Below are 26,096 nucleotides of genomic sequence, written 5' to 3' on the forward strand. Positions count from 1 at the left end.
CTTTCCAGGGCGCATGCTTTTCAGGAATCGCTGCAGGCTTTACTAAGAAGCACAGGCTTTAAAAGGCTTCTAGGAGAAGCTTTTGCGGATGAGTGAGATCATGGTGACCTTCATCATATAGTAAACCGATTTGGACAGGTTGATCGAAGAGACCCCGCCTTGGCGGTTTCTCATCTCGACGCTGATTTCTGTTATTTTACGGCCCTGCTTGCACAGACTGACAAGCACCTCGACCTCCGGATAATCCGTTGGATAGGCTCGTGAAAACTGCTCGATGGTCGAGCGGTTCACAATGCGGAAGCCGGAAGTAGGGTCATAGATGGAAACGCCGGTGAGCACTCTCACCAGAAAGTGAAAATAGAAGATCCCGAATCGCCGCAGAAGACTGCCTTTGTAGCCGCTGTGACGGACAAAACGGGAACCGATGACCATATCGCAGCAGCTGGACTGAATATGCTCCACGAGCTTGGCGATATCTTCGGGGCGGTGCTGTCCGTCCGCATCCAGCTGAATGGCGTAGAGATAGCCATTGCTGTCGGCGTACCGGTAACCGCTCTGCATGGAGCCGCCAATTCCGAGATTAACCGCATGGCGCAAGGAGGGGAATCCCTCTTTGCGGATGATTTCCGCCGTTCGGTCCCTGGAGCCGTCGTCAATGACGACAAAATCATAAATGGTATGGCGTTTGAGCTCATGCACGGTCCGTGCGAGCGTCGCTTCCTCATTATAGGCGGGAATGATCACTAGTATATCACTGGCTCGTTTGTGCTCCATTTCCGATCCATCCTTCTCATTTCAAATCATTTGCTTTTATACAGGGCCTGTATAGTATAATGGAAAACGTTGGATAAGCGATACCAAATATTTGTAAAAGAAGGAGATGTAGGATTGTTTTCTTTGAAATCTGAGACGCCTGTGATAAGAAGATGGGTTTATACCGTGATGGCGCTTGTCCTGCTTGTGCATGCGACGTCCGTGCTTGTCCTTGGCGATCATTTCCTCCTGGGATCTTATGAGAAGCGCGATAATGACGATGTCAAATATGTTTATGCCGCACAGGTTCTGCTGCAGGACCATACGCTTGTCTATAACAGCGGCGACCTGCCTACTAATTTCATTATGCCCACCATACCGGTCATGCTAAGCGGGTTTATCGCCATATTGGACCGGGATGCTGGAGTTATGGCTTTTCGGCTGCTGCAATGTCTGATGCAATCGTTCTCTATTTATCTGCTTTTCATTCTGGCCAGATCGGTGTTCAACAGCCGTGTCGGCCTTGCGGCTATTATATTGGCTGCCTGCTATATTCCGGATCTGTTCGCTTCGGGAGCGATTCTAACTGAATCGACGTATAAAGTGCTGCTTTTGTTGCTGCTTTGCAGCACAATATTTGCCATTCGCAAAAAAACGGCCGCCGCTTATGTATGGGTTGGCATCATGCTGGGTTTAGCCTGTTATGTAAAGCCGCAAAGTGCCTTGTTTCCCATATGCCTGCTTATACTTTGGCTCGTCCACCGTTACAGCTGGAAGGATATTGTCAAATATACGGCTATCGTCGGCGTTTGCAGCATGGCGCTGCTCTCGCCCTGGTGGATCCGCAACTATGTGCAGTTTCATGAATTTATCCCATTCACCAAATCAACCGGAAACCCCATGCTGCTCGGTGCACTGGTCAAACGGGGCATGCCTCCCAAGGGCTTCTTCGAGCAGTATCCCGAATACAAGGACAATAAGCTGTTTGGGCCCAACGATACGGCGCAGAAGATCGCGGCACAGCGTCTCATCGCGTATAGCTTCAAGCATACGCCGATTGCTTATACCTACTGGTTTACGGCGGGCAAAACCTATTATTTGTTCTCGGCTCCTTTCTATTCAAGGCCGGTGCCGGGTCTTCCAAGACCTGCGATTAATGTGCTTCATTGGCTCTATGTATTAACGGGCTTCGTCGGCCTTGTACTGCTTTTGGCCCTCAAGAGAATGAAGCAGATGCTCCCGGTTCTGCTTCCCTTCCTTTATTATTGGTTTATCCATCTGCCTTTTATAACCTTTGGACGCTACGGTTATCCTCTTGTGAGCCTGCTGATTATTTTCGCCGCTGCGGGAATTGTGTTAATAGCGGAGCGGCGCAAAAGAATGAGCAACGGCAGCAGGTTACCAGGTGCATTAGATCAGCCATAATCATCAGCGAAATCCGTATGATAGCAGCAGCAACTACGCTGGCAGGCTGTTCAACTGTTTCATTATCCAGGCCAGCAGCCGTGCAAGCGGAGACTGTTAAAAATACGAAGGCTCAAAACATGAAGGAAGCTCCGAAAAATTGCGGAAATGCCACCATAGATTATTTTGCGGCAATCAAATTCTACGGCCGTATGTATATCGAGAACCGGGATAGCGACTCTTCCGGACTGAAGCCCGGGAAGAAGGTCGGAGAGATCGGCTACAGGATGGCTGACGACGCCTGTCTGGGCTATCAGATGAAGGACGGCGATGCCACCCTGCTGCAGGCAGGGACTCCGCTGTATGCGGTGAAGGGTTATAAGACAGGCTATCGTCTTCTTGCCGGAGACCAGTCGTATGAAGTCGCGGAGAATCCTTCTGCCAGGACCGTTGGCGAGCTTTATGATATCGAGGGGGAAATAGCGGGAGTCCGTTTCGAAAGCGGCATTGACGGCTCCCCGATGAAGGCCTTTACAGCGGAGGCGGCAAAGGTGTTCAAGGAGGAGTACATCAAGCTCGAACTGGTTGACCGGACGAAACTGAATAAAGAAACCAAAAGCTTAAGCGGAGGAAGCTATCATCTGCGCGTACTGCTTAAGGACGGCTCCTCATTCCGGGTGGCTTATTATATCAAACCGGCTGTGATCTCGCCCGGAGCCTATGCAACAGAAAGGCTGAAGGAGACCATCACCGGGCAGCGCAGGCTGCTGTATGAATAAGCAGCCTGCATAAAACGCATAAAACGTCATTTACTCCCGCGGCGTGCGTCTGGCGACACCGCTGTCGATGGCGGCCTGCACGACCCGTCTTCGCACCTCTTCGACCACGCGCTGGTTGAATACGCTTGGTATGATATACAGTGGACTCAGCTCGTCAGGACTGATGACCGAGGCGATCGCCTCGGCGGCAGCCAGCTTCATCGGCTCGTTGATGCAGCTCGCACGGCAGTCCAGGGCGCCGCGGAAAATGCCGGGGAAGCACAGTACATTATTGATCTGGTTCGGATAATCGGATCGTCCCGTTGCGATGACAGCGACGATATCCTCTGCCGTTTCCGGGCGGATTTCCGGCTCGGGGTTGGCCATCGCGAATACGATCGGATCCGGGGCCATGCTCATGACCAGCTCCCGCTTCAGAATGCCTCCGGCAGATAAGCCGATGAACACATCGGCGTCCTTGAGCGCTTCAGCCAGGCCGCCGTTCATCCGCTCATCATTGGTGTGCTCGGCATACCACTGCCACATGCCGTTCGGATAATGATGGTCGCGGCATATGATGCCTTCGCGGTCGACGCCGACAACATGCTGCGCTCCGCCGGCAAGCAGCATTTTCGTGCATGCCGTTCCTGCCGCGCCAATGCCGCAAACGACAATACGCGCATCGGCAATATTCCTTCCGGTCAGCTTCAGGGCATTCAGCAGTCCAGCATACAATACGACGGCAGTCCCGTGCTGGTCATCATGAAAGACGGGAATATCAAGCTCATCCCGCAGCCGCTGTTCAATTTCAAAGCAGCGCGGCGAGGAAATATCCTCCAGATTGATACCTCCGAAGCCGGGAGCAATGGCCTTGACCGCGGCAATGATGCCTTCGGTATCATGGGTATCCAGGCAGATGGGAAAAGCGTCCACATCGGCGAACTGCTTGAACAGCATCGCTTTTCCTTCCATTACAGGCATAGCCGCGTAGGGACCGATATCCCCAAGACCAAGCACGGCCGTTCCATCGGAAACAACTGCGACTGTATTCCGTTTGATCGTCAGGGTATAGGCTTTGGAGGGATCCTCGAAGATCGCATTGCAGACGCGGGCAACCTCGGGCGTGTAGACGCGCGACAGATCATCGCGGTTTTGAATCGGCGTTTTTGGCTGAACGGAGATTTTGCCGCCAAGATGCAGCAGGAAGGTCCGGTCCGAAATATTGATCAGGCGGATGCCGGGCAGCTCTTCGAGCGCCTTGGCAATTCGTTCATTGGTCGCCGCTTCACTCACCTTGACGGTCAGATCGCGCACCGTGCGGTCGCGTCCGGTCTGTATGACGTCAATGGCGATAATATCGCCGCCTGCCCGCTCAATCGCCGTGGCAGCGGCGCCAAAAAAGACCTTTTGCGTATCCAGCTCAATCCGTAAAATAACGGTTTTCCCATCCAGCGGCACATTCCTCATTCTTAATAGCCTCCCTGATTGTGAATGAACACATGTACTTTCGTTTATTTACCCTCAAAAGAGGCAGGATATGCAAAAGCGGCGCAAACTCTACACTAATCCATCAGGACGGGACTCAAGCTCAAAGCTTCAAGCGCTCTGAAAAAAGAAGCCGTCACTGCATCAGCTGCAGGACGGCACGGGAGCATTGCATCGGGTTATAATGCTGATTGCGTTTGGTCATCAGATCACGCCGATGCTGGACAGCGCTGTAAGGCTCCTGAATCATTTCAAACCATTTATCTATCGTCTCTGTGTCTATAAGCATTTCGCCGAAGCCGCTCTCAACAAAATATTCGCAGTTGACCTCTTCTTGTCCGGGAATCGGCTCATAGAACAACATCGGAATGCTCTTGCTGAGACCCTCGGTACAGGTCATGCCGCCGGGTTTGGTAATCAGCAGATCGGATACGTCCATCAGCTTGCTGATCTCCTTGGTAAAGCCCAGCACCTTGATGTTGGGATGCTGGAAATGCGGATCGGCCAGCATTTTTTCTCTGGCCTTGTCGTTATTCCCCACACAGTAGATAATCTGTATGCGGTCCCGCCAGCGTGTCATATACTCCAGAAGATTGTCGCTATACATAATCCCCCAGCCGCCTCCCATAATAAGGACAGTGGGCATGGGCTTCAAATCGAATTGAGCCTGGAGCTCCGCTTTATCATGCGTTTCCCAGAAGTTCGGATGAACCGGAATGCCCGTCACTTCAATTCTGCTTGCAGGGATGCCCCGGTCGGTAAGCTTCTTCTTCACAAGCTCGGTGGAGACCAGATACTTGTTGACCTCGGAGCTGGTCCACGTGCCATGAGCGTCATAATCCGTAATAAGCGTGTATAATGGAACATTGAGACCAAGACGCTTCAAGCGGGAGACCACCGCGTTGGGAACAGGGTGGGTGCATACGATCAAATCCGGCTTCAGTTGGGAAATAACTTGAGAGGTATGAGTATAAAATATCCGGTGAAGCGCAAGCTGGGTGAACCTGTTTAAAGATTTCTTGTATTGTCTACGATATACGATGCCGACTAGCTTCGGCTGTTTGCTGACTGTTTTGCGATAGGCGGAAACAATTAACGGACCAAGCACGGGATTTAAAAATTTGCCAAGCTCAATGACGCGGGTGGAAATACCCGGATTGAGCGCACGCAGTCCGACAGCCAGCGCATAGGCGGCTTGAGTATGACCTGAACCGAATCCTTCAGAGAGCAGCAGCACTCTTTTTTTACGCAACTTCTCACCTACTTTTCTGACCACATAGGAAAAAATGTCCCCAGGATGTCTTTCCTATCGGCGATAACAACACGCCAGGTGAAACGGCTGTCGCCGTCCTTTGGAGGCGGGGTGCGTTTCATTCCGGAGAAATATAAGCAAAGTATGATGAAGATTAATACTTTCTTATATTTCAAAAAATCCCCTCTACCCTATATTACTTTGCAAGTCCGTTCAAAACAAGTTAGGAATTGAGACTTGCGGAGGAATCCTCAGTAATTTATTCTAAAAATTAGGTAAACGAAGGACAGGCGCCTTATTCTTAAATAATCAGCTTGAATTTATAGACGAGCAGGAGGATAAAAAAGATGCAGCAGCAACATAAATTTATTCCGGAAATCGGTTCTTTGGTAGCGGTCCGCTACAAGACAGGAGAGTACATTGGTGAAGTGATGGAAGCTGCGGGCGGCAGTCCGCGCGCACTGGTAAAAGTACTGGCTGTACTCAAGCATCCGGAGCAGGGCGATCTCCATAATCCGCAAAATCCGGACGTGCCGATGTTTCATGAGCGCAGAGCGCTCAGCTATACGGAGAAGGCCAATATTCCCTATGGCGATCTCGTGCCCTACAATGGTGAGGTCCCGTCTTATCCGGATTCGCTTAAAGAAGCCCTGGAGAATGAGCTGGCAGCGCTCGACCGGTTGAAGCGGTGGGCTGAGCGCGGCCTGGAGCAGCTTGCGCAGCTGCAGCGGGAATATAAAATTTAAGGAGGCGCGCTCAAGATGGGGAAGGAATGGCTGGCCAAGGAGATTTATGCGGTATCCCATTTAACCGGAGAATTTGTACTGCGTTCAGGTCAAATTTCCAATGAATATTTTGATAAATACTTGTTCGAATCCGACCCCAGACTGCTGGGGGTCATCGCCTCGGAAATGTCAGTCTATATTCCGATTGGAACCCAGGTTCTGGCTGGCATCGAGATGGGAGCGATTCCGCTGACAACGGCACTTTCGCTGGAGACGGGCATCCCTTCCGCATTTGTCAGGAAGAAAGCGAAGGATCATGGAACCTGCAAAATTGCCGAAGGAATCGATGTGGCGGGCAAAAAGGTATGTGTCGTCGAGGATGTTATAACCTCGGGAGGGCAGGTTGTCATGAGTGTCAATGCGCTGCGTGAAGCGGGAGCTATCGTGGATAACGTCATCTGCGTCATCCTGAGGAGTCCGCAAGGACGCAAAAGGCTGGAGGAAATAAACCTGCGGCTGCATGCGCTTTTTACAATGGAAGAACTGAATGAGCTGGGACAGCGGCAGTAGTCCGGAGGGCGGAGGCCGTGCAACGAATGGGTTAAAGGGATTTGAACAATAAGGGTTGCCTGGTGCGGCAAAAGGTGGTATTATTTGCTTATCGACCAGATGACCGATTTGGGATTTTGGTCAATAACAGATTTTAAATGGCAAATCCGCGAGAAGGAGGCTTCGGCAAATGGATATCAGAAAGCTTCCGGTTGACCGCCGGCTGCAGGTTGTCGAAGCGGCTGCCCAATCGTTCGCCATGTTCGGCTATAAAGCAACGACAATGGAGCTTGTGGCCAAAATCGCAGCAGTCGGCAAGGGCACCATCTACACCTTCTTCGCCACCAAGGAAGAATTGTTCGATGAAATAATCGGACAGCTGACCGGCGAGCTGCGCTCGCTTGCCGATCGCACGATTAATCGCGAAACGCCCTTCTTCGAAAATCTGACGATTGTGTTGTATGAACTGCTCCGCTTTCGCGAGAAGCATGAGCTGATCGTCAAGCTGTCCCAGGAAGTCCGCGATTTGGGCACTCCCATGGCCAAGGAGGGGATTGCCAAGCTGGAGCGGGCTATCGTCACATGTATACAAAATGAAGTTGCACTGGCAGTCGAGAAAGGCGAGGTGCGCAGCGTCGATCCGGAGCTGACGGCTTTCATCATGCTCAGACTGTACATATCGCTTGCCGTAGACTGGAGCAAAGAGCATGAACCCCTTGCGCGCGAGGAAATCGCCGGGTATTTTGCTTCCTTGCTCAAAAGCGGAGTGGGGGCTTGAAGGCTGCACTAATATAACGAAGCTGTTGTTGACGGTTTGAGAAGCGGCACACGCTGCTTATTTTTTTGAATCAAAGTGACCAAATAACCAAATTGGTCATATGTTCATTATTCATTCGGAGGCGGTTATGATGGGTTTTACCTTGTTTGGCAGAGAGCTTGCACGTATTGTCCGCAGTCCCAAGCTGTTGATCCCGATCATCGGTGTTCTGTTCATTCCAATTATGTACAGCGGCATGCTGGTTGGCGCCTTCTGGGATCCTTACGGGAAGCTTGGCGAGCTGCCGGTAGCTGTCGTTAATGAGGACCAGGGAGCGTCATTTGAGGGTGAAACGCTGACGGTAGGCTCGGATCTGGTCGCGAGCCTGAAGGAAAACAAGCAATTTCGCTGGGCCTTTGTCGATCGGGAAGCTGCGGAGAAGGGCCTTGAGTCCGGGGATTATTACTATGCCATTGAAATCCCTCCTGTCTTCTCCAAGCAGGCAACCACGCTGCTGGACGAGAATCCGCAGCCCGCTTCGCTGAATTATATCTCCAATGACAGCGATAATTATCTGGCTGCGAAAATCGGTCATACGGCGATGGATCAGCTGCAGGCGGAGCTGTCGCAGGAGGTTACCAAAGCCTATGCCCAAGCGGTATTCCATCAAATCGGCGATGCTGCCGACGGCATTACGGATGCCAGCGCGGGAGCCGCCAAGCTGAAGGACGGGGCTGCGGACGCGGCGAACGGCGCTTCGCTGCTGCTCGAGAACGCGGGCAAGCTGGCCAGCGGAACGCTGGAACTGAAAAGCGGCGCCGATAAGCTTGGCAAGGGAGCGGGCAGCGTAGCGGAAGGCACGGCTGCTCTGAGCTCCGGCGCGGCGGCCTTGTCAGACGGGCTCGGCAAGCTTGAGGCTGCCGCCGGACAGCTCAGCGGCGGTGCCGGAGATGCCCTGCAGGCGGGCAAGCAGCTGGCCGGCGGGCTTGTGGCGGCGAAGACGGGCAGCGGGCAGCTCGCGGACAGCTCGGCGAAGCTGTCGGCGGCGCTTGAAGCTTACGCCGCCGACAGAGGCGACGCAGCGCAGGACCCCGCGCTGCAGGAGCTGCTCGCCGCCGCCCGCAAGATGGCGGCGGGCGCGGACGGGCTTGCCGGCAGCAGCGCGAAGCTGGCTGCCGGGGCGGCGCAGCTGCAGCAAGGGCAGAGCGCCCTGCTGCAGGGCATGGACGCGCTGCACGCGAAGCTCGCAGACGCGATGAAGAGCGGGGCCCGGCTGGCCGCGGGCGCCAGGGAAACGGCCGGCGGCGCCGTGCAGGTCGCGGACGGCGCAGCCGCAGCAGGCCGCGGAGCGGCCGAGCTTGCCGCTGGCACCGGCAAGCTTCAGAGCGGCTCCGCCGCGCTTGCCAGCGGCGCGCAGCGGCTCGCCGGAGGCACGGCAGAGCTGGCCGGCAAGCTCGGCGCAGCCGCAGCCCAAACAAGCGGCGTCCAGGGAACCGACGCCCTGTATGACATGTTCGCGAAGCCGGTCCATGTCGAGGAGCGCAAGCTCAGCGAGGTGCCGAACTACGGCACGGGCTTTACGCCCTATTTCCTTTCGCTTGGCCTGTTTGTAGGAGCATTGCTGTCATCGATGGTCATGCCGGTGCGGGAGACCGGCGAGCTTCCCCGCTCCGGCTGGAGCTGGTTCGCCAGCAAGGCGCTCTTGTTCCTGAGCGTCGGCATGATTCAGGCGCTGATTGCCGATGCCATCCTTGTCTACGGGATCGGCGTGCATGTGAATCATCTGTGGCCCTTCGTCGGCCTCTCGGTGCTGACAAGCATTACCTTTATGATGATTATCCAGTTCCTCGTTACGACGATGGATCAGCCCGGACGATTCGTCGCGGTCATTCTGCTTATCCTGCAGCTGACCGGCAGTGCCGGCACCTATCCGCGCGAGCTGGTTCCGGCCTGGCTGAGGAGCATCGGCGACTGGCTGCCGATGACGTATTCGATCTCGGCCTTCAGGTCCATCATTACGGGAGAATCGCTTGGCCAAACAGGGAACCAATCCCTCCATATCGCCTTGTTCGGTATTGTCTTCGCGGGATTGACTCTGGCTTTCTTCCTGTTTCTATTCCGCAAAAACCGCCGCAGAGCGGATGTGCCGGAAAGCAGAATGCTGAGTCTATAAGCCGGCTGTTATCTAATAACGGTATGGCAGTTATCCGGTGTGCAGCCAAAAAAAAGCCGTATTCCCTCATTAATATCTGCGGGGAATACGGCTTTTTTCATTTAACTGTTAGTTCTCCTCAGTCAATAGGAGAAGAACCAAGAAGCTTAAGAATTAATGAATGCGGTTTGAAGGGATTTGCGGTAAACAACCTGGTAGCCGAGCCCTCTGGAAAGGGCCGCCAGCGGCAGGTAGGTGAACGAACCTCCGTTTGCCTGCTGCAGATAAGCCGGCGTCTCCAAGGGAACCGCCGTTCCGTCGACCTTCATCGTTTTGGCTCCAATCGTGAAGGAGACGACCTTATTGTTTGCGCTGATTGTGGCTGTCTTGGTTTTGCCGTCCCACGTCAGCTGAGCTTTTAGGGCATCCGCGATGTCGCGCATCGGAAGGAAGGTCGTGTCGTTTTTGAGGATCGGTTTGTTTTTGCCGCCAAGCACGCTGCCATTGATCACGATATCCAGCGGCACTCCCGCCGGAAGCGGAGCGGGCTTGCGGTAGTCGCCCCAGATGCCCTTGGCGAACGCCATGGCCATTTGTTCATAACCGGCCTGCTTGGGATGGATATCCCCTTGAAGAATACTGGTATAGGCCAGCTCTTTGCCAATGAACGGCTCGGATACGTCCACGGTTTTCACCTGATAGCCCTGTTCGAGAAATCGTGACGCTACGGATTCGTCAAGCTCGCGAAGCTGCTTCACGGCGCCCTGCAGGACGGCATACTGCTCCTCAGTTACCGCCTTGTTGATAGGGGAGGGCTTTGGCACGGGAAGATACTGGTCGGCAAATACAATTTCAGCCTTGGGATTGATGGCGAGCGCGGCGGTTAGCGACGCTTCGAGGGAAGTCTGATAGCTTGCCAGCATCGTGTCGATCCAGCTCTGGATATCGCTTGGACTCATCACATGCTGCTTCATTTCATCGAATAAGGGCAGGAAGTCATTGCCGCCAATCGTCATGACGATCAGATTGGCCTGCTCCAGAACCGTGCGAAGCTCAGCGGACTTGGCAATGGTCTCAGGCGCGAGACGATACTTCGAAAGGCCGGGCTGAATGCCGTCGGCGGTCACGCTTGTTCCGTTCTGCGCGGCCTCCAGCCATTGGCGGAGCCCATCGGATTTCAGGCCGAGCACGCCGAAGTTCTGAAGCTCCGCCGCTCCATGATACAGAGCCTGCTCATAAACGCGGTCTGCATAGCCATACGGCACGGTGCTTTCCGTCATTCCATTCTCATAGCCGGCTGTGAGGGAGTCGCCTACCGCGGCAATACGCAGCGGAGCGTTTGTTTCCGCGGCTGCGGCCAGCGCCGCATAAGTCTGCTGCAGGGCGGCAGCGTTCGGCTGCATTCCCTGATAGCCGGTCGTTCCGATTGAAGAAGTGCCTGCAGCCGGCATAAGCGATGATGTTTCCGCCGCATAGACGGCAGGTCCTGCCAGCAGCGAGGCTGCGAGTATGCAGGCGGCGAAATTCATTTTCCTGAAGTTGCTATTCAATCTCTCCACGTCCTTTTGATAAAATGTAAAAGTATTCGGTTCGAATTGCTTGTATTTCTAAGATGAAGAAACTTGTTGTGAGCCGCCAAAGGAGGGTGGAGCTGTTTCTTCTTGACTGTTAAAACCTCCGCACCGTAAAAGATCTCTTATCAGAACCATAAAAATATTAAATTGATATCATTATGGGGTGATGTTAAAATAAAATAATAACGTTTTGACGCAGATTTATCGGAAGATGCTGATGATTACAGCTTGCTTGCGAGCGTACAACAGCGTCTTTTAACTTGTTCATTTTTCGCTGGTTTGGTATGCTGTATGCTTACGCATTCCTTCATTCTAAACCAAAGCAGGGCGAAAATGAAGACGGATCTTTTGTAACCACCGTTTATCCACAAATTTTCTCATAGAGAGGTTGCACGACATGAAAGAGAATCGTTATGGGTTGCCGCCGAAGCAAGGCCTGTACGATCCGCAATTAGAGAAAGACGCTTGCGGTATGGGCTTTGTGGCTAACATCAAAGGGAAAAAATCACATACCATTATTCAGCAAGCGCTGACGGTGCTTGAGAATATGGAACACCGCGGCGGCCAAGGGAGCGAGCCCAACACGGGAGACGGAGCGGGCATCATGCTGCAGATTCCGCATGCTTTTTTCGCTCGGGAATTGAAGGGGCAAGGCATTGAGCTGCCGGCAAACGGAGAGTATGCGGTAGGCATGCTGTTCTTGTCGCAGGATGAAGCGCTGCGCAGCGCGCACGAGCGCGAGCTTGAATCCATTATTCGCGAAGAAGGCCAGACTCTGATCGGCTGGCGCACGGTTCCGACGAATGATGGGAAGCTTGGCGAATCCGCCAAGAGCGTAAAGCCGTTTGTCCGCCAGGTGTTTATCGGCCGCAGCGCCGATATTCAGGATGAGCTTGCCTTTGAACGCAAAATTTATGTCATCCGCAAGCGTTCGGAGCATGCTATCCGCTACTCCGGTGCCGAGGGTGCGGACACGTACTATATCCCGAGCATGTCGAGCAAGAAAATCGTATATAAAGGAATGCTTACAACCGAGCAGGTACGTTCGTTCTATCTGGAACTGAACGATGAAGCGGTGGAAACGGCGATCGCGCTGGTACACTCCCGTTTCTCCACGAACACGTTCCCGAGCTGGGAGCGGGCGCATCCTTACCGTTATATGATTCATAACGGCGAGATCAATACGCTGCGCGGCAATGTCAACTGGATGCATGCGCGCCAGACCCTGTTCGAAACCGAACTGTTCGGTTCCGATATGGATAAAATCAAGCCGGTTATCGATCCGGACGGTTCCGATACCGCGATGTTCGATAACACGCTGGAATTTATGTATCTGTCCGGCCGGTCTCTTCCGCATGTCGCAATGATGATGGTTCCCGAGCCGTGGTCGAACCATGAGGGCATGGATGACGACAAGAAGGCATTCTACGAATATCACAGCACGCTTATGGAGCCATGGGACGGGCCTGCGGCAATGGGGTTCACAGACGGCACCCAGATCGTCGCTCTGCTCGACCGCAATGGGCTTCGTCCTGCGCGTTACTACGTGACGAAGGATGACGTTATCATTCTGGGTTCGGAAGCGGGCACCGTACCGGTTGAGCCGGACAATATATTGTACAAGGATCGTCTTCGCCCGGGACGGATGCTGCTGGTGGATACCAAGGAAGGCCGCATCATTACCGATGAAGAAGTCAAAGCGCAAATCGTGAAGGAGCATCCTTACCGTGAATGGCTCGACGAGCATCTCGTCGGTCTGGATGATCTGCCCGATGCGCCGGAGCTGCCTGAACCGGATCATGCAACCGTGCAGCAGCGCCAGCAGGCTTTTGGCTACACATTCGAAGATCTGCGCAAAGTGCTGGAGCCGATGGCTGGCAGCGGCGTGGAACCGATTGCATCCATGGGCTACGATGCTCCTCTGGCCGTGCTGTCGGAGCGTCCGCAGCGTCTTTACAATTATTTCAAGCAATTGTTCGCTCAAGTCACGAATCCGCCGATTGATGCCATTCGTGAGGAGATTATTACAGCGACAGGAACGACTCTCGGACCCGAGCGCAACCTGCTTCAACCGGAACCTGAAAGCTGCCGTCATATCAGACTGGCTTCGCCTGTTCTGTCCAACGAAGAGTTTGCCAAGCTGCGCCATGTGCGCCGTCCCGGTTTCAAGTCGATTACACTGCCTATTCTGTACCAGGCGGCTAATGGCGAAGAGGGTCTGCGCAGCGCTTTGACCCAAATGTGCGAAGCGGCTGACCGCGTAATCAGCAAAGGGCATAATATCCTGATCTTGTCCGACCGCGGAGTAGACCGCGAGAATGCGGCCATTCCGGCTCTGCTTGCGGTATCGGCGCTGCATCATCATCTGATCCGCGAAGGATCGCGGACCAAGGTCTGCATCCTGCTCGAATCCGGCGAACCGCGCGAGGTGCATCATTTTGCCCTGCTGCTCGGCTACGGCGTCAGTGCGGTCAACCCGTATCTGGCTTTCGAGACGCTTGACGATATGATCCGCCAAGGCATGCTGCGCGGCGTTACGCATGATAAAGCTGTGAAGAACTTCATCAAGGCAGCGACCAAGGGCGTTGTAAAGGTTCTCTCCAAAATGGGGATTTCCACCATTCAATCCTACCGCGGCTCGCAAATCTTCGAAGCTGTTGGCTTGAAGGAAGAGCTGGTGGACGAATATTTCACCTGGACGCAGTCCCGCATCGGCGGTATTGGCCTGGATGTGATTGCCGACGAGAATCTGAAGCATCATAACCGCGCGTTTACCGAGCAGGAAGGCGGCGAGAAGGAGCTGGATTCCGGCGGCGAATATCAATGGCGCAAGGACGGCGAGGACCATCTCTTCAGTCCCCAAACGATCCACACGCTGCAGATGGCATCGCGCTCGAACGATTACAAGCTGTACAAGAAGTTTTCAGCGCTTGTGCAAGGCGAGGACAAGAAGCATCTGACCCTTCGTTCGCTGCTTGATTTCAAACATAATTCAGAGCCGGTTCCTCTGGATGAGGTTGAGTCTGTGGAGTCCATCGTCAAACGGTTCAAAACCGGGGCAATGTCCTACGGCTCCATCAGTAAGGAAGCCCATGAATCGCTTGCAATTGCGATGAACCGCATTGGCGGCAAATCCAATACGGGCGAAGGCGGCGAGGACCCGGCCCGGTTTATCCCGGATGCCAATGGGGACTCTAGGCGCAGTGCTATTAAGCAGGTGGCCTCCGGCCGCTTCGGCGTTACCAGCGATTACCTCGTCAATGCGGATGAGATCCAGATCAAGATGGCACAGGGCGCCAAGCCTGGTGAAGGCGGGCAGCTGCCTGGCCGCAAGGTTTATCCGTGGGTTGCTGAAGTGCGCGGATCGACGCCGGGTGTGGGTCTGATTTCTCCGCCGCCGCATCATGATATTTATTCCATCGAAGATTTGGCGGAGTTGATTCATGATCTGAAGAATGCCAATCCGCGGGCGCGCATCAACGTGAAGCTGGTATCCGAGGTAGGCGTCGGGACGATTGCCGCAGGGGTGGCCAAGGGCCGTGCCGATGTTATTCTGGTCAGCGGCTATGATGGAGGAACAGGAGCATCGCCTCTGGCTTCCATCCGTCATGCCGGAATGCCTTGGGAGCTTGGTTTGGCGGAAACGCACCAGACGCTGATGCTGAACAATCTTCGTGATCGCGTCGTCGTCGAAACCGATGGCAAAATCATGAACGGGCGCGACCTCGCCATCGCTGCTCTATTGGGCGCTGAGGAGTATGGTTTCTCCACGGCTCCGCTGGTCGTACTCGGCTGCATTATGATGCGTGTCTGCCAGCTGGATACCTGTCCGGTGGGAGTGGCAACGCAAAACCCTGAGCTGCGCAAGAAATTCATGGGCGATCCGAGCCATGTAGCGAACTACATGCTGTTCGTCGCACAGGAGCTTCGGGAAATCATGGCCGAGCTTGGATTCCGCACGGTGCAGGATATGGTTGGACGTGTCGACCGTCTGGAGACGAAGACATTGATCGAACATTACAAGCTCAAAGGAATCGATCTGACGCGCTTGCTGCATCAGCCTGAGCTGCCTGAAGGCGCTGTGCGCTACTGTATTCAGGAGCAGGATCACAAGCTTGACGAGTCGCTTGATATGCAGAAGCTGCTTCCGATCGCGGAGCGTGCGCTTGAGAGCGGCGAGAAAGTCAGCGCTACCCTGCCGATCCGCAACATCAACCGTGTTGTCGGGACGATATTGGGTAGCGAGGTAACCCGCCGTTATGGAGCAAAGGGTTTGCCGGAGGATACTATTTCGTATCACTTTATCGGCTCTGCAGGACAAAGCTTTGGCGCTTTCGTACCGAAGGGGATTACACTTTCTCTGGAGGGCGACTCCAACGACTACGTCGGCAAAGGGCTATCCGGCGGCAAAATCATCATCGCTCCTTCGCCTCAGGCGACGTTTAAGGCCGAGGAGAATGTCATCATTGGCAACACCGCGCTCTACGGCGCTACGAACGGTGAAGCTTATATCAGCGGCATTGCCGGTGAGCGTTTTGCTGTAAGAAACTCGGGCGCCAAGGTCGTTGTCGAAGGTGTAGGCGATCACGGCTGTGAGTATATGACGGGTGGCCGTGTTGTAATTCTGGGGAACACAGGCCGTAATTTTGCCGCAGGGATGTCGGGGGGCGTCGCCTACGTGCTGGATGAGACCGGTGACTTCTACAGGCATTGCAACATCGAGATGGTGCTTCTGGAGCGCGTGGAAGATGCCAGAGAAGTTACGGAGCTTCGTGAAATGATTGAGCGCCACGTGACTTATACGGGCAGCGCAATCGGCGAACGGGTGCTGAAGGATTGGGATGCGTCGATAACGAGGTTTGTGAAGATCATTCCGAAGGATTACAAACGGATGCTGGAGCAAATCGAGAAGATGGAGCAAACCGGCTTAGCCGGCGAGGCTGCTCTCTTGGCAGCATTTGAAGCCAATATGAAAGAGCTGGCCCGCATTGGCGGCAACTAAACAAATGGAATTGGAAGACTGCAGGGTGACCCCGGCAGTCTTTCTTTTTTTTGTACTTATAGAATGTGAAGGATTCAAAAGGGCGGCTTTGGCAACTACTTATCGGCATAGGGGTCATGCAACCAGAAACAATCGGAGGTTCCAATAATAGAATAGATTATCAGGATAAATAGGAAGGAGGAGGAATTATGGTGAGTATGAATGTGATAACAGATTTTAATGCTGTGGGTGACGGTATTCATGATGATACGCTAGCTATTCAAACCGCCATTAATTCTGTCCCGGAAGGCGGAACTCTGCTTGTACCCGCGGGTAACTACAAGGTAAGCAAAAACCCGCTTCATAAAATAACAACAGGCTATGGAACCAGTTATGCTGCATTGAAAATCGTAAAGCCGATAACCATTATAATGAACGATGCCATTTTCGAGACCAAGACTGCAGACAGCTACGGAGCATTCTGGGTTTATAAGGCTTCGAATGTTCATTTCCAGGGCGGAAGTCTTAGAGGGGATCAACTACCTTCGAACGGCATTCTAACCTCGAGGGTGGGTCTCCTGCTTCAGGATTGCCGGTCCTGTTCGGTTGAAGGGATGACCATAAGGAATTACTCCCAAGGTATTAATGTGTATAATTCTGAGGATTGCTCGATCTCCCGGATCATGAGCGAATTCAATAATGGTTCCGGCATTATTAGCTTCAATTCTGACCGCTGCCTGATTGACTCCTGTCAAATCCGAAATTCCCGTGACGGACATCTTTCGCTTTTTGGAGGCGGCCAATACAACACGGTATCAAACTGCACGGTAATCGAGGATCGCGATGGAAATTTGAATCAACAGGGGATCACGCTTGAAAGAGAGATAAACAGCGTAATCAAAAACAATACGGTAAGAGGCTTTTATTATGGAATTGATGTCAAAAATGGCTCGGATTCCTGTATCCTTCTTGAGAATCAATGTACGAATAATCAATTTAATATTGCGATTCGACCAGGGGATGACGGCAACAATCTTCAAGCCACAAGCAACAATATTACCATTTCAAAAAATGATGTCACAAGTCCGCGCAGGCTTAGTCCCAGTGCCGGCATTCTTGTAAAGGTTGGAAGCGGGCATGTGATTTCGGAGAATATCATCAATAAAAACATGCTGATCTTGATTGGCGGCGTACGGATCAATAATAATCTGTCGCTCAATCAAATTAAAATTATTAATAATCGTTTCATAACCTAAAAGTCGGGGTAATTATCGTTTTGGGATGGTGCGGTTTTATGGGCTGCTGTGAAATTGCTTTATGCAAGCTTTCACATTCCTGTAAGGCCGTTTTTTGTTGCAAAGAGGTGATTGTATGAGAAAAACATTAGAATATCTGAGAGAAACTTAATCGCGAAATGAGGCATTTTGGTACCGTAGGAGGCTTACATACGGGAGTATACATGGTATGATGCTTCTTGTAATCCGTTATAGAAATGGATTGCGGTGAGCTGGAACTGAAGACAGTACGCTTCCATAGTGAGCTGTCAAGAGATCAAAGTGCACCCATTATCGGTTATATCGGTAATAAGCTATGAAAAATGAATAGAAACTCCCAATATGATTGCGAATTCGACAAATTAACAGGAACAAAGTACGGTTTTGACTTCCAACAAACGACAACTTAAACAAATCAAAGCGGTTACAATGATTACAGTCTTCCAGTAGCCGGTCGATTTAATAGGTCTAAGGAGTGATTTGTTGCAATGATTCATGCGAATGAAAGACAACTGCACGATATGAAGCTCAAGCAAAAGGAAACCATTGATATTCGAATGATTATGGAACAAATGGGCATATCCAAGGAATGGGAGGATGAGTATCGAAGCAGCGCCAAGAAACGGTTAAGCTGATCGGCAGTTCTTCTTGAAAACAGGTTTCTGACAACCATCATAGATCATTATAATCTTTGTATGTAAGAAAACGAATTCTTATATGCGAAGATTTTTTAATTACGATGTCAGTTTGAAATCGATTTGAATAATAACCAATTAACAAGAGCGCATTTGTATGGTTCATGAAAACACAAAGAGCTGAGGTGTTGATTTGGAATGAATTCAAACCAGGATAAAAAGACCGATCGCGCGGCAGGCAAGCAGGTAGAGCTCGATGTGAGAGCGATTATGGAACAGCTCGGCATTATTTCTAACAGCTGGTCTCAAATCAACGCTTCCGTGGAAGGGAAGAAATGAGGATAAGCAAGAAGAGGCGGCACTTTGCTGCCCTCTGGCTGCAAGATTGGATTCTTCCTTCTAACCTTATAGACATTTACAGGAGTGAAACGTCATAATTTCTATAAGGACAAAAAAACCATAGTTGGCTTAGCTGGCCAACTGTGGTTTTTTTTTTGAAAAGTTATAGGATGCTCATTTAATTCATCATTCTCTCTGCGCGTACAAAAGCAATGAACCGCCGCGCTTCTTCAACAGTTAACTTGCGGCCATCTATGGTCAAGGCGAAATTCTGCAGCAATTGTTCGTCCGCCAGTTCTAATTGATCGACAAACTGGCGTATCGGATCGTCGAGTGTAACATGAGGAGAATTTGTTCTTCCTACGAGGAAGTCTACAGAAACATGAAACAAGTCGGCGAATTTGGAAAGTGTTTCGGTATCTGGTTCCCTGCGGTTTTTCTCGTAATGAGATAATGCCGCTCGCGAAATTCCCAGTGAAGCAGCGGTATGTTCCTGAGTCCACCCCCTATCTTCCCTCAATTTTGCAATACGAATTCCTATGTTCATAATACTCCTCCTAACCAGCCATACCAACATATTAATACGAAACGCTTACAAATGCATGATATGAAACAAAACGTAGCAAGCTTGTAAGAACTATGAAAAAATCCTTGACATGCTACAATCCGTATCGTAAAGTAAACATTGAAAATGATACATTACGTATCATACCTGTTATTCAGTATTACCACAAATCATTTTTTAATTCGTACTGGATAAACAGTTTTTTACATTTATTGCTGAATAAACGAATTGTTTTATTAAATGAGGGCTAAAACCTCATTCTCACGGGAGGAACAAAGGTGGAACTTAAACAATATTTTAAAATTGTAATCAAAAAGATTTGGTTGGTCATTATCGTTGTTGCGATCGGATGTATTCTTGCAGGCATTAAAAGCTTCTACTTAACAACACCAATGTATCAGGCGAACGCCAAGCTAATTGTCAATCAGTCCTCCCAGATTGCAGATTCCATCAATGTAAGCAACATACAGACAGGTATTATGTTAATAAATTCATACAAGGAAATTATTAAATCTCCGGCAATCATTAATAAGGTGCATCAGCAATTTCCTGAATTGAGAGTCAGCCCGGGCAAGATTTCGGTGGCTTCTGCCAATAACTCGCAAATCATGAATTTGGTTTACAGTGATGTATCCTACGAGAATGCCGCCAAGAGCGTGAATGCAATATCGCTTGTATTCAAGGAGCAGATCCCCAGCATTATGAACATTGACAACGTAACGATACTCAGCGAAGCAAGCGAGGTGGGCTCTCCGGTTCCATTTAATACGAGTCCGTTGATGAATTTCCTTGTGGCTATCATCCTTTCATTAGTGATAGGACTGGGTATAGTTTTCCTGCTCGATTATCTCGACAATACCTTCAAGAATGAATACGAATTGGAAAGTGAGCTTGGCCTTCCCACACTGGCTCTTGTTATGAATATAACGAAAGAGGATCTCAGCCCGCGCAAAGCATCGCTTTCTAAAAAGAAGAAAGTAGGTGAAAGTGCTTATGCCTCAATCAATCAATGAGAGTAATCTGATCACGTTATTGAATCCCAAGTCGCCTATTTCAGAAGCTTACCGCAAATTGCGTACAAATATCCAGTTTTCTTTCCTTGATACGCCCATGAAAGTTCTAATGGTTGCTTCCGCTCAAGTAGATGAAGGGAAAACAACCACCATCAGCAATCTGGCTGTAGCTTATGCCCAGGAGGGCAAGAAGGTTCTGCTGCTGGATGCTGATCTTCGAAAGCCATCTCTGCATCATGTTCTTGCCCAAAATAATCGAAACGGTTTGACTAATATATTGACAGATCAAATCAAGTGGCAGGAGGCTCTTAAAACGACAGGTATTGATAATCTGTCTTTAATTGTCTCGGGACCTATACCCCCCAATCCTTCCGAGATGCTGGGCAACCATCGTATGAACACATTGATTAAGGATCTCAAGGAGCATTTTGACATCGTGCTGATCGATACGCCTCCCGTTCTTGCCGTAACCGACAGTCTGATCGTCAGCTCGCTTTGCGACGGGGTCATTATGGTTGTGGCTGCGGGCAAGGCGGAGAAGGAAATGGTCAAAAAGGCCAAAGCCAGCCTTGAGCATGTCAATGCGCGGATTATCGGCGCTGTTCTGAATAACCTGAACCGCAAAGATGTCAAATCGAGCTTTAAAAATGTCTATGGTACTGCTGAGTAACTAAAATATGGCGCGTGTATAGGTAATGTCTACTGCACCTTTATCACTGTAGGCACTCGGTCACGCTGTGGGTTATGAAACCTTAGACATGATTGTCAAGGGTGTGATGAGAGGTCGGGTTTGATGCCCGTTTTTCTAAAAATTCGAGCTATCGATTTTTCTGTAGATAAAATCGATAGCTCGCGTTTTTAGCAACCTAGACTTAACATATAAAAAAATATAACAGGATAGGGTGAAGTTGAATGAAAAAAGTGAGAAAAGCTATTATTCCAGCCGCAGGCATGGGGACAAGATTCCTCCCCGCCACTAAAGCGATGCCCAAGGAAATGCTGCCCATCGTCGACAAGCCAACCATCCAGTATATTGTTGAGGAAGCCATCGCTTCTGGTATTGAGGATATTATTATTGTTACCGGCCGCGGCAAGCGTGCGATTGAGGATCATTTTGACATCGCCCTGGAGCTGGAGCAAAGCTTGATGGAAAAAGGGAAATTAAGCATTCTGGAGGAGGTTCAGAAATCCTCCAATGTTGATATACATTACATACGCCAGAAGGAACCGAAAGGGCTCGGTCATGCTGTCTGGTGTGCGCGCAATTTTATCGGCGATGAACCATTTGCTGTTCTGCTGGGCGATGATATTGTCGTTTCGGAAGAACCTTGCACCAAGCAGCTGATTCATCAATATGAGAAAACGAACCGTTCCGTAATCGGTGTCCAAGCCGTCTCTTACGAGCAGACAGAACGTTACGGCATTGTCGATCCGGTGGATTCCAACGGCAAGCTGCATATGGTCAACCGATTTGTGGAGAAACCGAAGCTGGGGAGCGCACCATCCAATCTGGCGATTATGGGACGTTATGTACTGACGCCGGAAATCTTCTACTTCCTGGAGAAGCAGGAAAAGGGGGCAGGCGGAGAGATTCAATTGACCGATGCGATTCAGCGGTTGAATGAGGTGCAGGGCGTATTCGCCTATGATTTTGAAGGCACCCGTTATGATGTAGGAGAGAAATTGGGATTCATTACGACAACCCTGGATTTTGCGCTTCGCAAAGATGAGTTGAGATTACCTCTGCTGGAGGCCCTGGAAGGCATTCTTGAGCGCGAACATTCCAAAAATAAGATTATTTCAAGATGAGGTGATTTCAATTGGCTCCTACATCACAAAATAAAGAAGCCGAGGTTGCGCTGGAGAGCGGCTCCATCTATGGCAGCTATGGCCTGGAGCGGAAGAGTAATAAACGTTCTTATTTGATGATGAAGCGTGCAATGGATATCATCCTCGCTTTCATCGGTCTGGTTGTAATCAGTCCGGCATTTATTGTTGTCGCCATCATGATTAAGCTTGAGGACCCCAAGGGATCTGTCTTTTTTCAACAGGTGAGAGTCGGCAAGCATGAGAAGACCTTCAAGATGTTCAAGTTCCGTTCGATGGTCTCCAATGCCGAGGAGCTGCTGACGAATCTTCTCGAACAGAACGAAATCAGCGGTGCGATGTTTAAGATGAAGGATGATCCGCGGATTACAAGAATCGGCAAATTTATCCGTAAAACCAGCATCGACGAGCTGCCGCAGCTGTGGAACGTTATCCGCGGCGACATGTCGCTGGTTGGTCCCAGGCCTGCGCTCCCAAGAGAAGTCGAGGAATATACGAATTATGACAAATTGCGCCTGAGAGTCATACCGGGCTGCACGGGCTTATGGCAGGTCGGCGGCCGCAACGACCTCAGCTTTCATGAAATGGTTCAGCTCGATCTTCTTTATATCAAGCAAAGAAGCATCCTGTTTGATATCAAGATTATTTTGAAAACCGTCAAAGTGCTGCTTGGTTCCAAAGACGCTTTCTAGAACATATAGAGATAAGCCAAAGAGTGAGGTGAGAAGCATGGATTTAAACGCAAAAATATATATTGCCGGACATAAAGGCCTGGTTGGATCCGCCATTCTCCGAAAATTGGAGGCAGAGGGCTATACGAATCTTGTCTGCCGCACAAGCAAGGAACTGGATTTGAGGGAGCGCGAAGCTGTGCTCCGGTTTTTCGCGGAAGAGCAAATCGATTACGTGTTTCTCGCGGCGGCCAAGGTCGGCGGCATTGCGGCGAATAATGATTATCCGGCGGACTTTATCCGCGATAATCTGTTTATTCAAACCAATGTTATCGATGCCGCTTATCAGTATAATGTGAAAAAGCTGTTATTCCTCGGTTCAACCTGTATCTATCCAAAGTTTGCGCCTCAACCCCTCAAGGAAGAGTATTTGCTCACAGGTGAACTCGAGCCTACCAACGAGCCATACGCCATCGCCAAAATTGCCGGCATCAATATGTGCAAGTCATACAACCGTCAATACGGCACAAGATTCATATCGGCGATGCCTACGAATATGTACGGCCCCAATGATAATTTCGATTTGAAATCCTCTCACGTGCTTCCGGCATTAATCCGGAAATTTCATGAAGCCAAGCAAAGCGGCGCACCGGCTGTAGAGGTGTGGGGTACCGGTACTCCCAAACGCGAGTTTCTGCATTCGGACGATCTCGCTGAGGCTTGTCTGTTCCTGATGGAGCATTATGAGGACAATGAAATCATCAATATTGGCGTCGGAGAAGATATCGAGATTAAAGAATTGGCCGGGCTGATCAAATCCATTGTCGGCTATGAGGGTGATATTTCCTTCAATGCTTCGATTCCAGATGGTACGCCGCGCAAACTGGTTGATGTCACCAAGATTAACTCATTGGGCTGGAAAGCGAGAATTCCGCTTGATGAAGGACTTCGTTCGGTGTACAGCGCCTTTAATCAGGACACTCTCATCCAGGCTTAAAATCCGATTAAATGGAGGAATATTATGAAAAGAGCATTGATTACCGGCGTAACCGGTCAGGATGGTTCCTATTTGGCTGAATTGTTACTATCAAAAGGCTATCAGGTATATGGCATGCGCAGACGCACAAGCACGCCTAACTATGAGAATGTTATCCATATCAAGGATCAAATCAACTGGGTTTCGGGAGATTTGAACGATCTGGCTTCGCTCATCGAGGCGGTCAGGGTCTCGGATCCGGATGAGGTCTATAATCTTGCCGCACAATCCTTCGTGGCAGCCTCTTGGCCGCAGCCTATCGCAACGGGCCAGATGACGGCTATTGCAGTCACGAATATGCTTGAAGCGGTTCGTATTATGAAGCCGATGGCCAAATTCTATCAGGCTTCCAGCAGTGAGATGTTCGGCAAGGTGGTCGAGACTCCGCAGAAGGAAAGCACGCCATTCTATCCGCGCAGCCCTTACGGCGTAGCAAAATTATACGGCCACTGGATTACGGTGAACTACCGTGAAAGCTATAATATGTTCGCTTGCTCCGGCATTTTGTTCAATCATGAGTCGCCCAGACGAGGGCTGGAGTTTGTGACGAGAAAAGTAACTGACGGCGTGGCCAGAATCAAGCTTGGTCTTGCCAACGAGCTGAGGCTGGGAAATCTGGACGCACAGCGGGATTGGGGATTCGCTGGCGACTATGTCGCCGCGATGTGGCTGATGCTGCAGCAGGACACCCCGGATGATTATGTGATCTCAACTGGAGAAACCCATACGGTGCAGGAATTCGTCGACATTGCTTTCTCTTCCGTCGGTCTTAATTGGAGAGATTATGTGGTCATGGATGAGCAGTTTATGCGTCCGGCGGAAGTGGATCTGCTGCTTGGCGATTGCTCCAAAGCCAAGGAAGAGCTGGGCTGGGAATTGAAAGTAAGCTTTGAAGAACTGGTGAAGATGATGGTTCAATCGGACCTGAAGCGAATGGAAGCCATACAAAGCCAAGGGAAAGCACTTCAATGGATCTAAAGGCCCAAGCAATAAGCAAGGACTTCATCACGAAATATTTCATATTCGGGATAGGCGTCATCTGCTTAAGCGCCTGGTATTACTTTAAATCGGCGGAAATCTTTCTTTATTACGGGATTCTCGTAAATATAGCTTTAATTTACCGGGTGAGAAACAGCAAAATTCTGCAAATTATGTTTTTGTTTATTCTCACCTATACGTTGAATCTGCTGCCTTATTTTTCATTCGGCATTAATATCACCTTCTATGAACGGTTTCAGAAGGAGGATATATTCGAATTCGCCATGTTCCTGCATGTGCTGTTCCTGCTGGTCTTATACTTGTTTCTAAAAAAAGATATCAACAAAAACAAAGAAATATTTATTAACCGGCTTCCAAACAAAGACAATGCCATTGTTTATGGTCTTGGAGTATTTGCAATGTCTGTTATTCTCATTATCGGTCAAACAGGACATCGCCTGGTTGAGGGACAAGGATTTCAATTGACTCAAGGTCTTGCTATTAATGAGTATTTTCTTATTTTCACTGCCTTGGCTTATTTATTTTCTGGCAAAAACAAGGCAAGGAACCTATTGATCATTGTTCTGTCCATTCTGTTCATTGTCAAAAATACGGTTGCGGAGGGACGGATCGAGTCCCTTCAGATGCTTCTTCTCTTATTTATTTTGTATGTCGATCACAAGAAAATATCCAATCTGTTCTTTTCCCTGGGTTCAATAGTCGGCTATTTGGTCATGACCATATTCGCTGATATCCGGGTGAGTACAGGAACGATCTCCTTGTTTAAAACAGGTCAGGATGGATCGAGATTTTTACAAAGTAATCAAGGTGATGTGTTTTACAATTCCGCCGTTTATATTGGGTTAATCAAAGAACAGGTGTTCAGTGACATGGTTCGTTCGCGTTCCTTTATTGGCTTCATCGAGCGTATATTTTTACCTTCAAAGTTTGCAACGGGCGGGGCGAATTTATCATCACTTTCCGCACAGTATGCCCAATCCGGCGGAGGCGGGCTCATCAGCACGTATTTTTATGTGTGGCTTTCCTACGCCGGCACGATTCTGATTGCTATCTTTCTGGCTATCCTATTCAACCGGGTGTATCGGGCCAAAAATCAGTATCTGCAATTTTATCTCGTGATGGTTCTTTGCACCATTCCAAGATGGTTCGCCTATGATCCCATCACACTGTTCAAGCTTACATCCTACGGAGTCGTGTTTTTCTTTTGCTTTAATCAGCTTCACACCATAGTGGGGAAAACCAACAAGAGTGTTATCGGGCTTCCTCCTAAATTAGCAAGTCGTGCGGACCGTTAAGGGCTTGCAGTGGAGCATTCACGCAGGCCCTTAATTAATTTTAAGATGATGC

The 26,096-nt window shown here is 50.4% G+C and carries 22 protein-coding genes; 17 read left to right on the forward strand and 5 right to left on the reverse strand.

Going from position 1 to position 26,096, the window contains the following annotated elements:
* Positions 1-69: 69 nt before the first annotated feature.
* Entirely contained in the window at positions 70-774 is a 705-nt protein-coding gene (locus AC0YNV_RS13385; RefSeq protein WP_475768547.1) for a glycosyltransferase family 2 protein, read from the reverse strand.
* A 114-nt stretch (positions 775-888) separates the two neighbouring features.
* Here AC0YNV_RS13385 and AC0YNV_RS13390 point away from each other — a divergent pair, with 114 nt between their 5' ends.
* Entirely contained in the window at positions 889-2,178 is a 1,290-nt protein-coding gene (locus AC0YNV_RS13390; RefSeq protein ID WP_475768548.1) for a glycosyltransferase family 39 protein, read from the forward strand.
* A 119-nt stretch (positions 2,179-2,297) separates the two neighbouring features.
* Positions 2,298-2,936, forward strand: a complete 639-nt coding sequence (locus AC0YNV_RS13395) for a hypothetical protein (RefSeq protein ID WP_475768549.1) — start codon at positions 2,298-2,300, stop codon at positions 2,934-2,936.
* A 30-nt stretch (positions 2,937-2,966) separates the two neighbouring features.
* Here the strand turns inward: AC0YNV_RS13395 and AC0YNV_RS13400 are convergent, their stop codons facing one another.
* Both AC0YNV_RS13400 and AC0YNV_RS13405 read right to left on the reverse strand, forming a co-directional pair.
* Entirely contained in the window at positions 2,967-4,382 is a 1,416-nt protein-coding gene (locus AC0YNV_RS13400; protein ID WP_379113930.1) for an NAD-dependent malic enzyme, read from the reverse strand.
* A 154-nt stretch (positions 4,383-4,536) separates the two neighbouring features.
* Positions 4,537-5,652: an MGDG synthase family glycosyltransferase gene (locus AC0YNV_RS13405; RefSeq protein ID WP_210038239.1), complete on the reverse strand. Its 1,116-nt coding sequence runs from the start codon at positions 5,650-5,652 to the stop codon at positions 4,537-4,539.
* 347 nt (positions 5,653-5,999) lie between these two features.
* On the opposite strand from AC0YNV_RS13405, the gene kapB reads away from it, so the two are divergent.
* From kapB to AC0YNV_RS13425, 4 genes are all read left to right on the forward strand, one after another.
* Positions 6,000-6,398: a kinase-associated lipoprotein KapB gene (gene kapB, locus AC0YNV_RS13410; protein ID WP_475768550.1), complete on the forward strand. Its 399-nt coding sequence runs from the start codon at positions 6,000-6,002 to the stop codon at positions 6,396-6,398.
* Between the two features lie 15 nt (positions 6,399-6,413).
* Complete coding sequence (gene pyrE / locus AC0YNV_RS13415) at positions 6,414-6,947, forward strand: orotate phosphoribosyltransferase (protein WP_475768551.1); 534 nt, start codon at positions 6,414-6,416, stop codon at positions 6,945-6,947.
* Between the two features lie 169 nt (positions 6,948-7,116).
* Entirely contained in the window at positions 7,117-7,704 is a 588-nt protein-coding gene (locus tag AC0YNV_RS13420) for a TetR/AcrR family transcriptional regulator (protein WP_210038242.1), read from the forward strand.
* A gap of 127 nt (positions 7,705-7,831) precedes the next feature.
* Positions 7,832-9,856 carry a YhgE/Pip family protein gene (locus AC0YNV_RS13425; RefSeq protein ID WP_475768552.1) on the forward strand — a complete coding sequence of 675 codons (2,025 nt, stop codon included), beginning with the start codon at positions 7,832-7,834 and terminating at the stop codon, positions 9,854-9,856.
* 146 nt (positions 9,857-10,002) lie between these two features.
* Here AC0YNV_RS13425 and AC0YNV_RS13430 read toward each other — a convergent pair whose 3' ends face one another.
* Positions 10,003-11,385 carry a stalk domain-containing protein gene (locus AC0YNV_RS13430; protein ID WP_475768553.1) on the reverse strand — a complete coding sequence of 461 codons (1,383 nt, stop codon included), beginning with the start codon at positions 11,383-11,385 and terminating at the stop codon, positions 10,003-10,005.
* A 421-nt stretch (positions 11,386-11,806) separates the two neighbouring features.
* On the opposite strand from AC0YNV_RS13430, the gene gltB reads away from it, so the two are divergent.
* The 4 genes from gltB to AC0YNV_RS13450 all read left to right on the forward strand — a co-directional run bounded on the left by gltB (position 11,807) and on the right by AC0YNV_RS13450 (position 18,638).
* Positions 11,807-16,411 (forward strand): glutamate synthase large subunit, encoded by a 4,605-nt coding sequence (gene gltB / locus AC0YNV_RS13435; protein ID WP_475768554.1) that lies wholly within the window; start codon positions 11,807-11,809, stop codon positions 16,409-16,411.
* A 197-nt stretch (positions 16,412-16,608) separates the two neighbouring features.
* Positions 16,609-17,646 (forward strand): right-handed parallel beta-helix repeat-containing protein, encoded by a 1,038-nt coding sequence (locus tag AC0YNV_RS13440; protein ID WP_475768555.1) that lies wholly within the window; start codon positions 16,609-16,611, stop codon positions 17,644-17,646.
* A 506-nt stretch (positions 17,647-18,152) separates the two neighbouring features.
* Positions 18,153-18,299, forward strand: a complete 147-nt coding sequence (locus AC0YNV_RS13445) for a hypothetical protein (protein WP_475768556.1) — start codon at positions 18,153-18,155, stop codon at positions 18,297-18,299.
* Positions 18,300-18,497: 198 nt separating this feature from the next.
* Positions 18,498-18,638, forward strand: coding sequence for a hypothetical protein (locus tag AC0YNV_RS13450; RefSeq protein WP_475768557.1), 141 nt, complete (start codon positions 18,498-18,500; stop codon positions 18,636-18,638).
* A gap of 178 nt (positions 18,639-18,816) precedes the next feature.
* Here AC0YNV_RS13450 and AC0YNV_RS13455 read toward each other — a convergent pair whose 3' ends face one another.
* On the reverse strand, positions 18,817-19,185 hold the full coding sequence (locus AC0YNV_RS13455; protein ID WP_210038249.1) for a helix-turn-helix domain-containing protein: 369 nt from the start codon (positions 19,183-19,185) through the stop codon (positions 18,817-18,819).
* A gap of 296 nt (positions 19,186-19,481) precedes the next feature.
* Between AC0YNV_RS13455 and AC0YNV_RS13460 the strand changes: the two genes are divergently transcribed.
* From AC0YNV_RS13460 to AC0YNV_RS13490, 7 genes are all read left to right on the forward strand, one after another.
* Entirely contained in the window at positions 19,482-20,216 is a 735-nt protein-coding gene (locus tag AC0YNV_RS13460; protein ID WP_475768558.1) for a YveK family protein, read from the forward strand.
* A complete protein-coding gene (locus tag AC0YNV_RS13465; RefSeq protein WP_475768559.1) occupies positions 20,197-20,886 on the forward strand; it encodes a CpsD/CapB family tyrosine-protein kinase in 690 nt (229 codons plus the stop codon). Before AC0YNV_RS13460 ends, AC0YNV_RS13465 begins: the two co-directional genes overlap by 20 nt.
* Before the next feature lie 242 nt (positions 20,887-21,128).
* Positions 21,129-22,025 carry a UTP--glucose-1-phosphate uridylyltransferase GalU gene (galU, locus tag AC0YNV_RS13470; protein WP_210038252.1) on the forward strand — a complete coding sequence of 299 codons (897 nt, stop codon included), beginning with the start codon at positions 21,129-21,131 and terminating at the stop codon, positions 22,023-22,025.
* An 11-nt stretch (positions 22,026-22,036) separates the two neighbouring features.
* Positions 22,037-22,735: a sugar transferase gene (locus AC0YNV_RS13475; protein ID WP_210038253.1), complete on the forward strand. Its 699-nt coding sequence runs from the start codon at positions 22,037-22,039 to the stop codon at positions 22,733-22,735.
* 37 nt (positions 22,736-22,772) lie between these two features.
* Entirely contained in the window at positions 22,773-23,711 is a 939-nt protein-coding gene (locus tag AC0YNV_RS13480; RefSeq protein WP_475768560.1) for a GDP-L-fucose synthase family protein, read from the forward strand.
* Positions 23,712-23,735: 24 nt separating this feature from the next.
* The gene (gmd, locus tag AC0YNV_RS13485) at positions 23,736-24,728 is read left to right on the forward strand and encodes a GDP-mannose 4,6-dehydratase (protein WP_475768561.1); all 993 of its coding nucleotides are present in this window, start codon (positions 23,736-23,738) and stop codon (positions 24,726-24,728) included.
* Complete coding sequence (locus AC0YNV_RS13490) at positions 24,719-26,044, forward strand: hypothetical protein (RefSeq protein WP_475768562.1); 1,326 nt, start codon at positions 24,719-24,721, stop codon at positions 26,042-26,044. Before gmd ends, AC0YNV_RS13490 begins: the two co-directional genes overlap by 10 nt.
* Positions 26,045-26,096 lie beyond the last annotated feature (52 nt).

The sequence above is a fragment of the Paenibacillus sp. JT31N11 genome, from assembly GCF_056269285.1.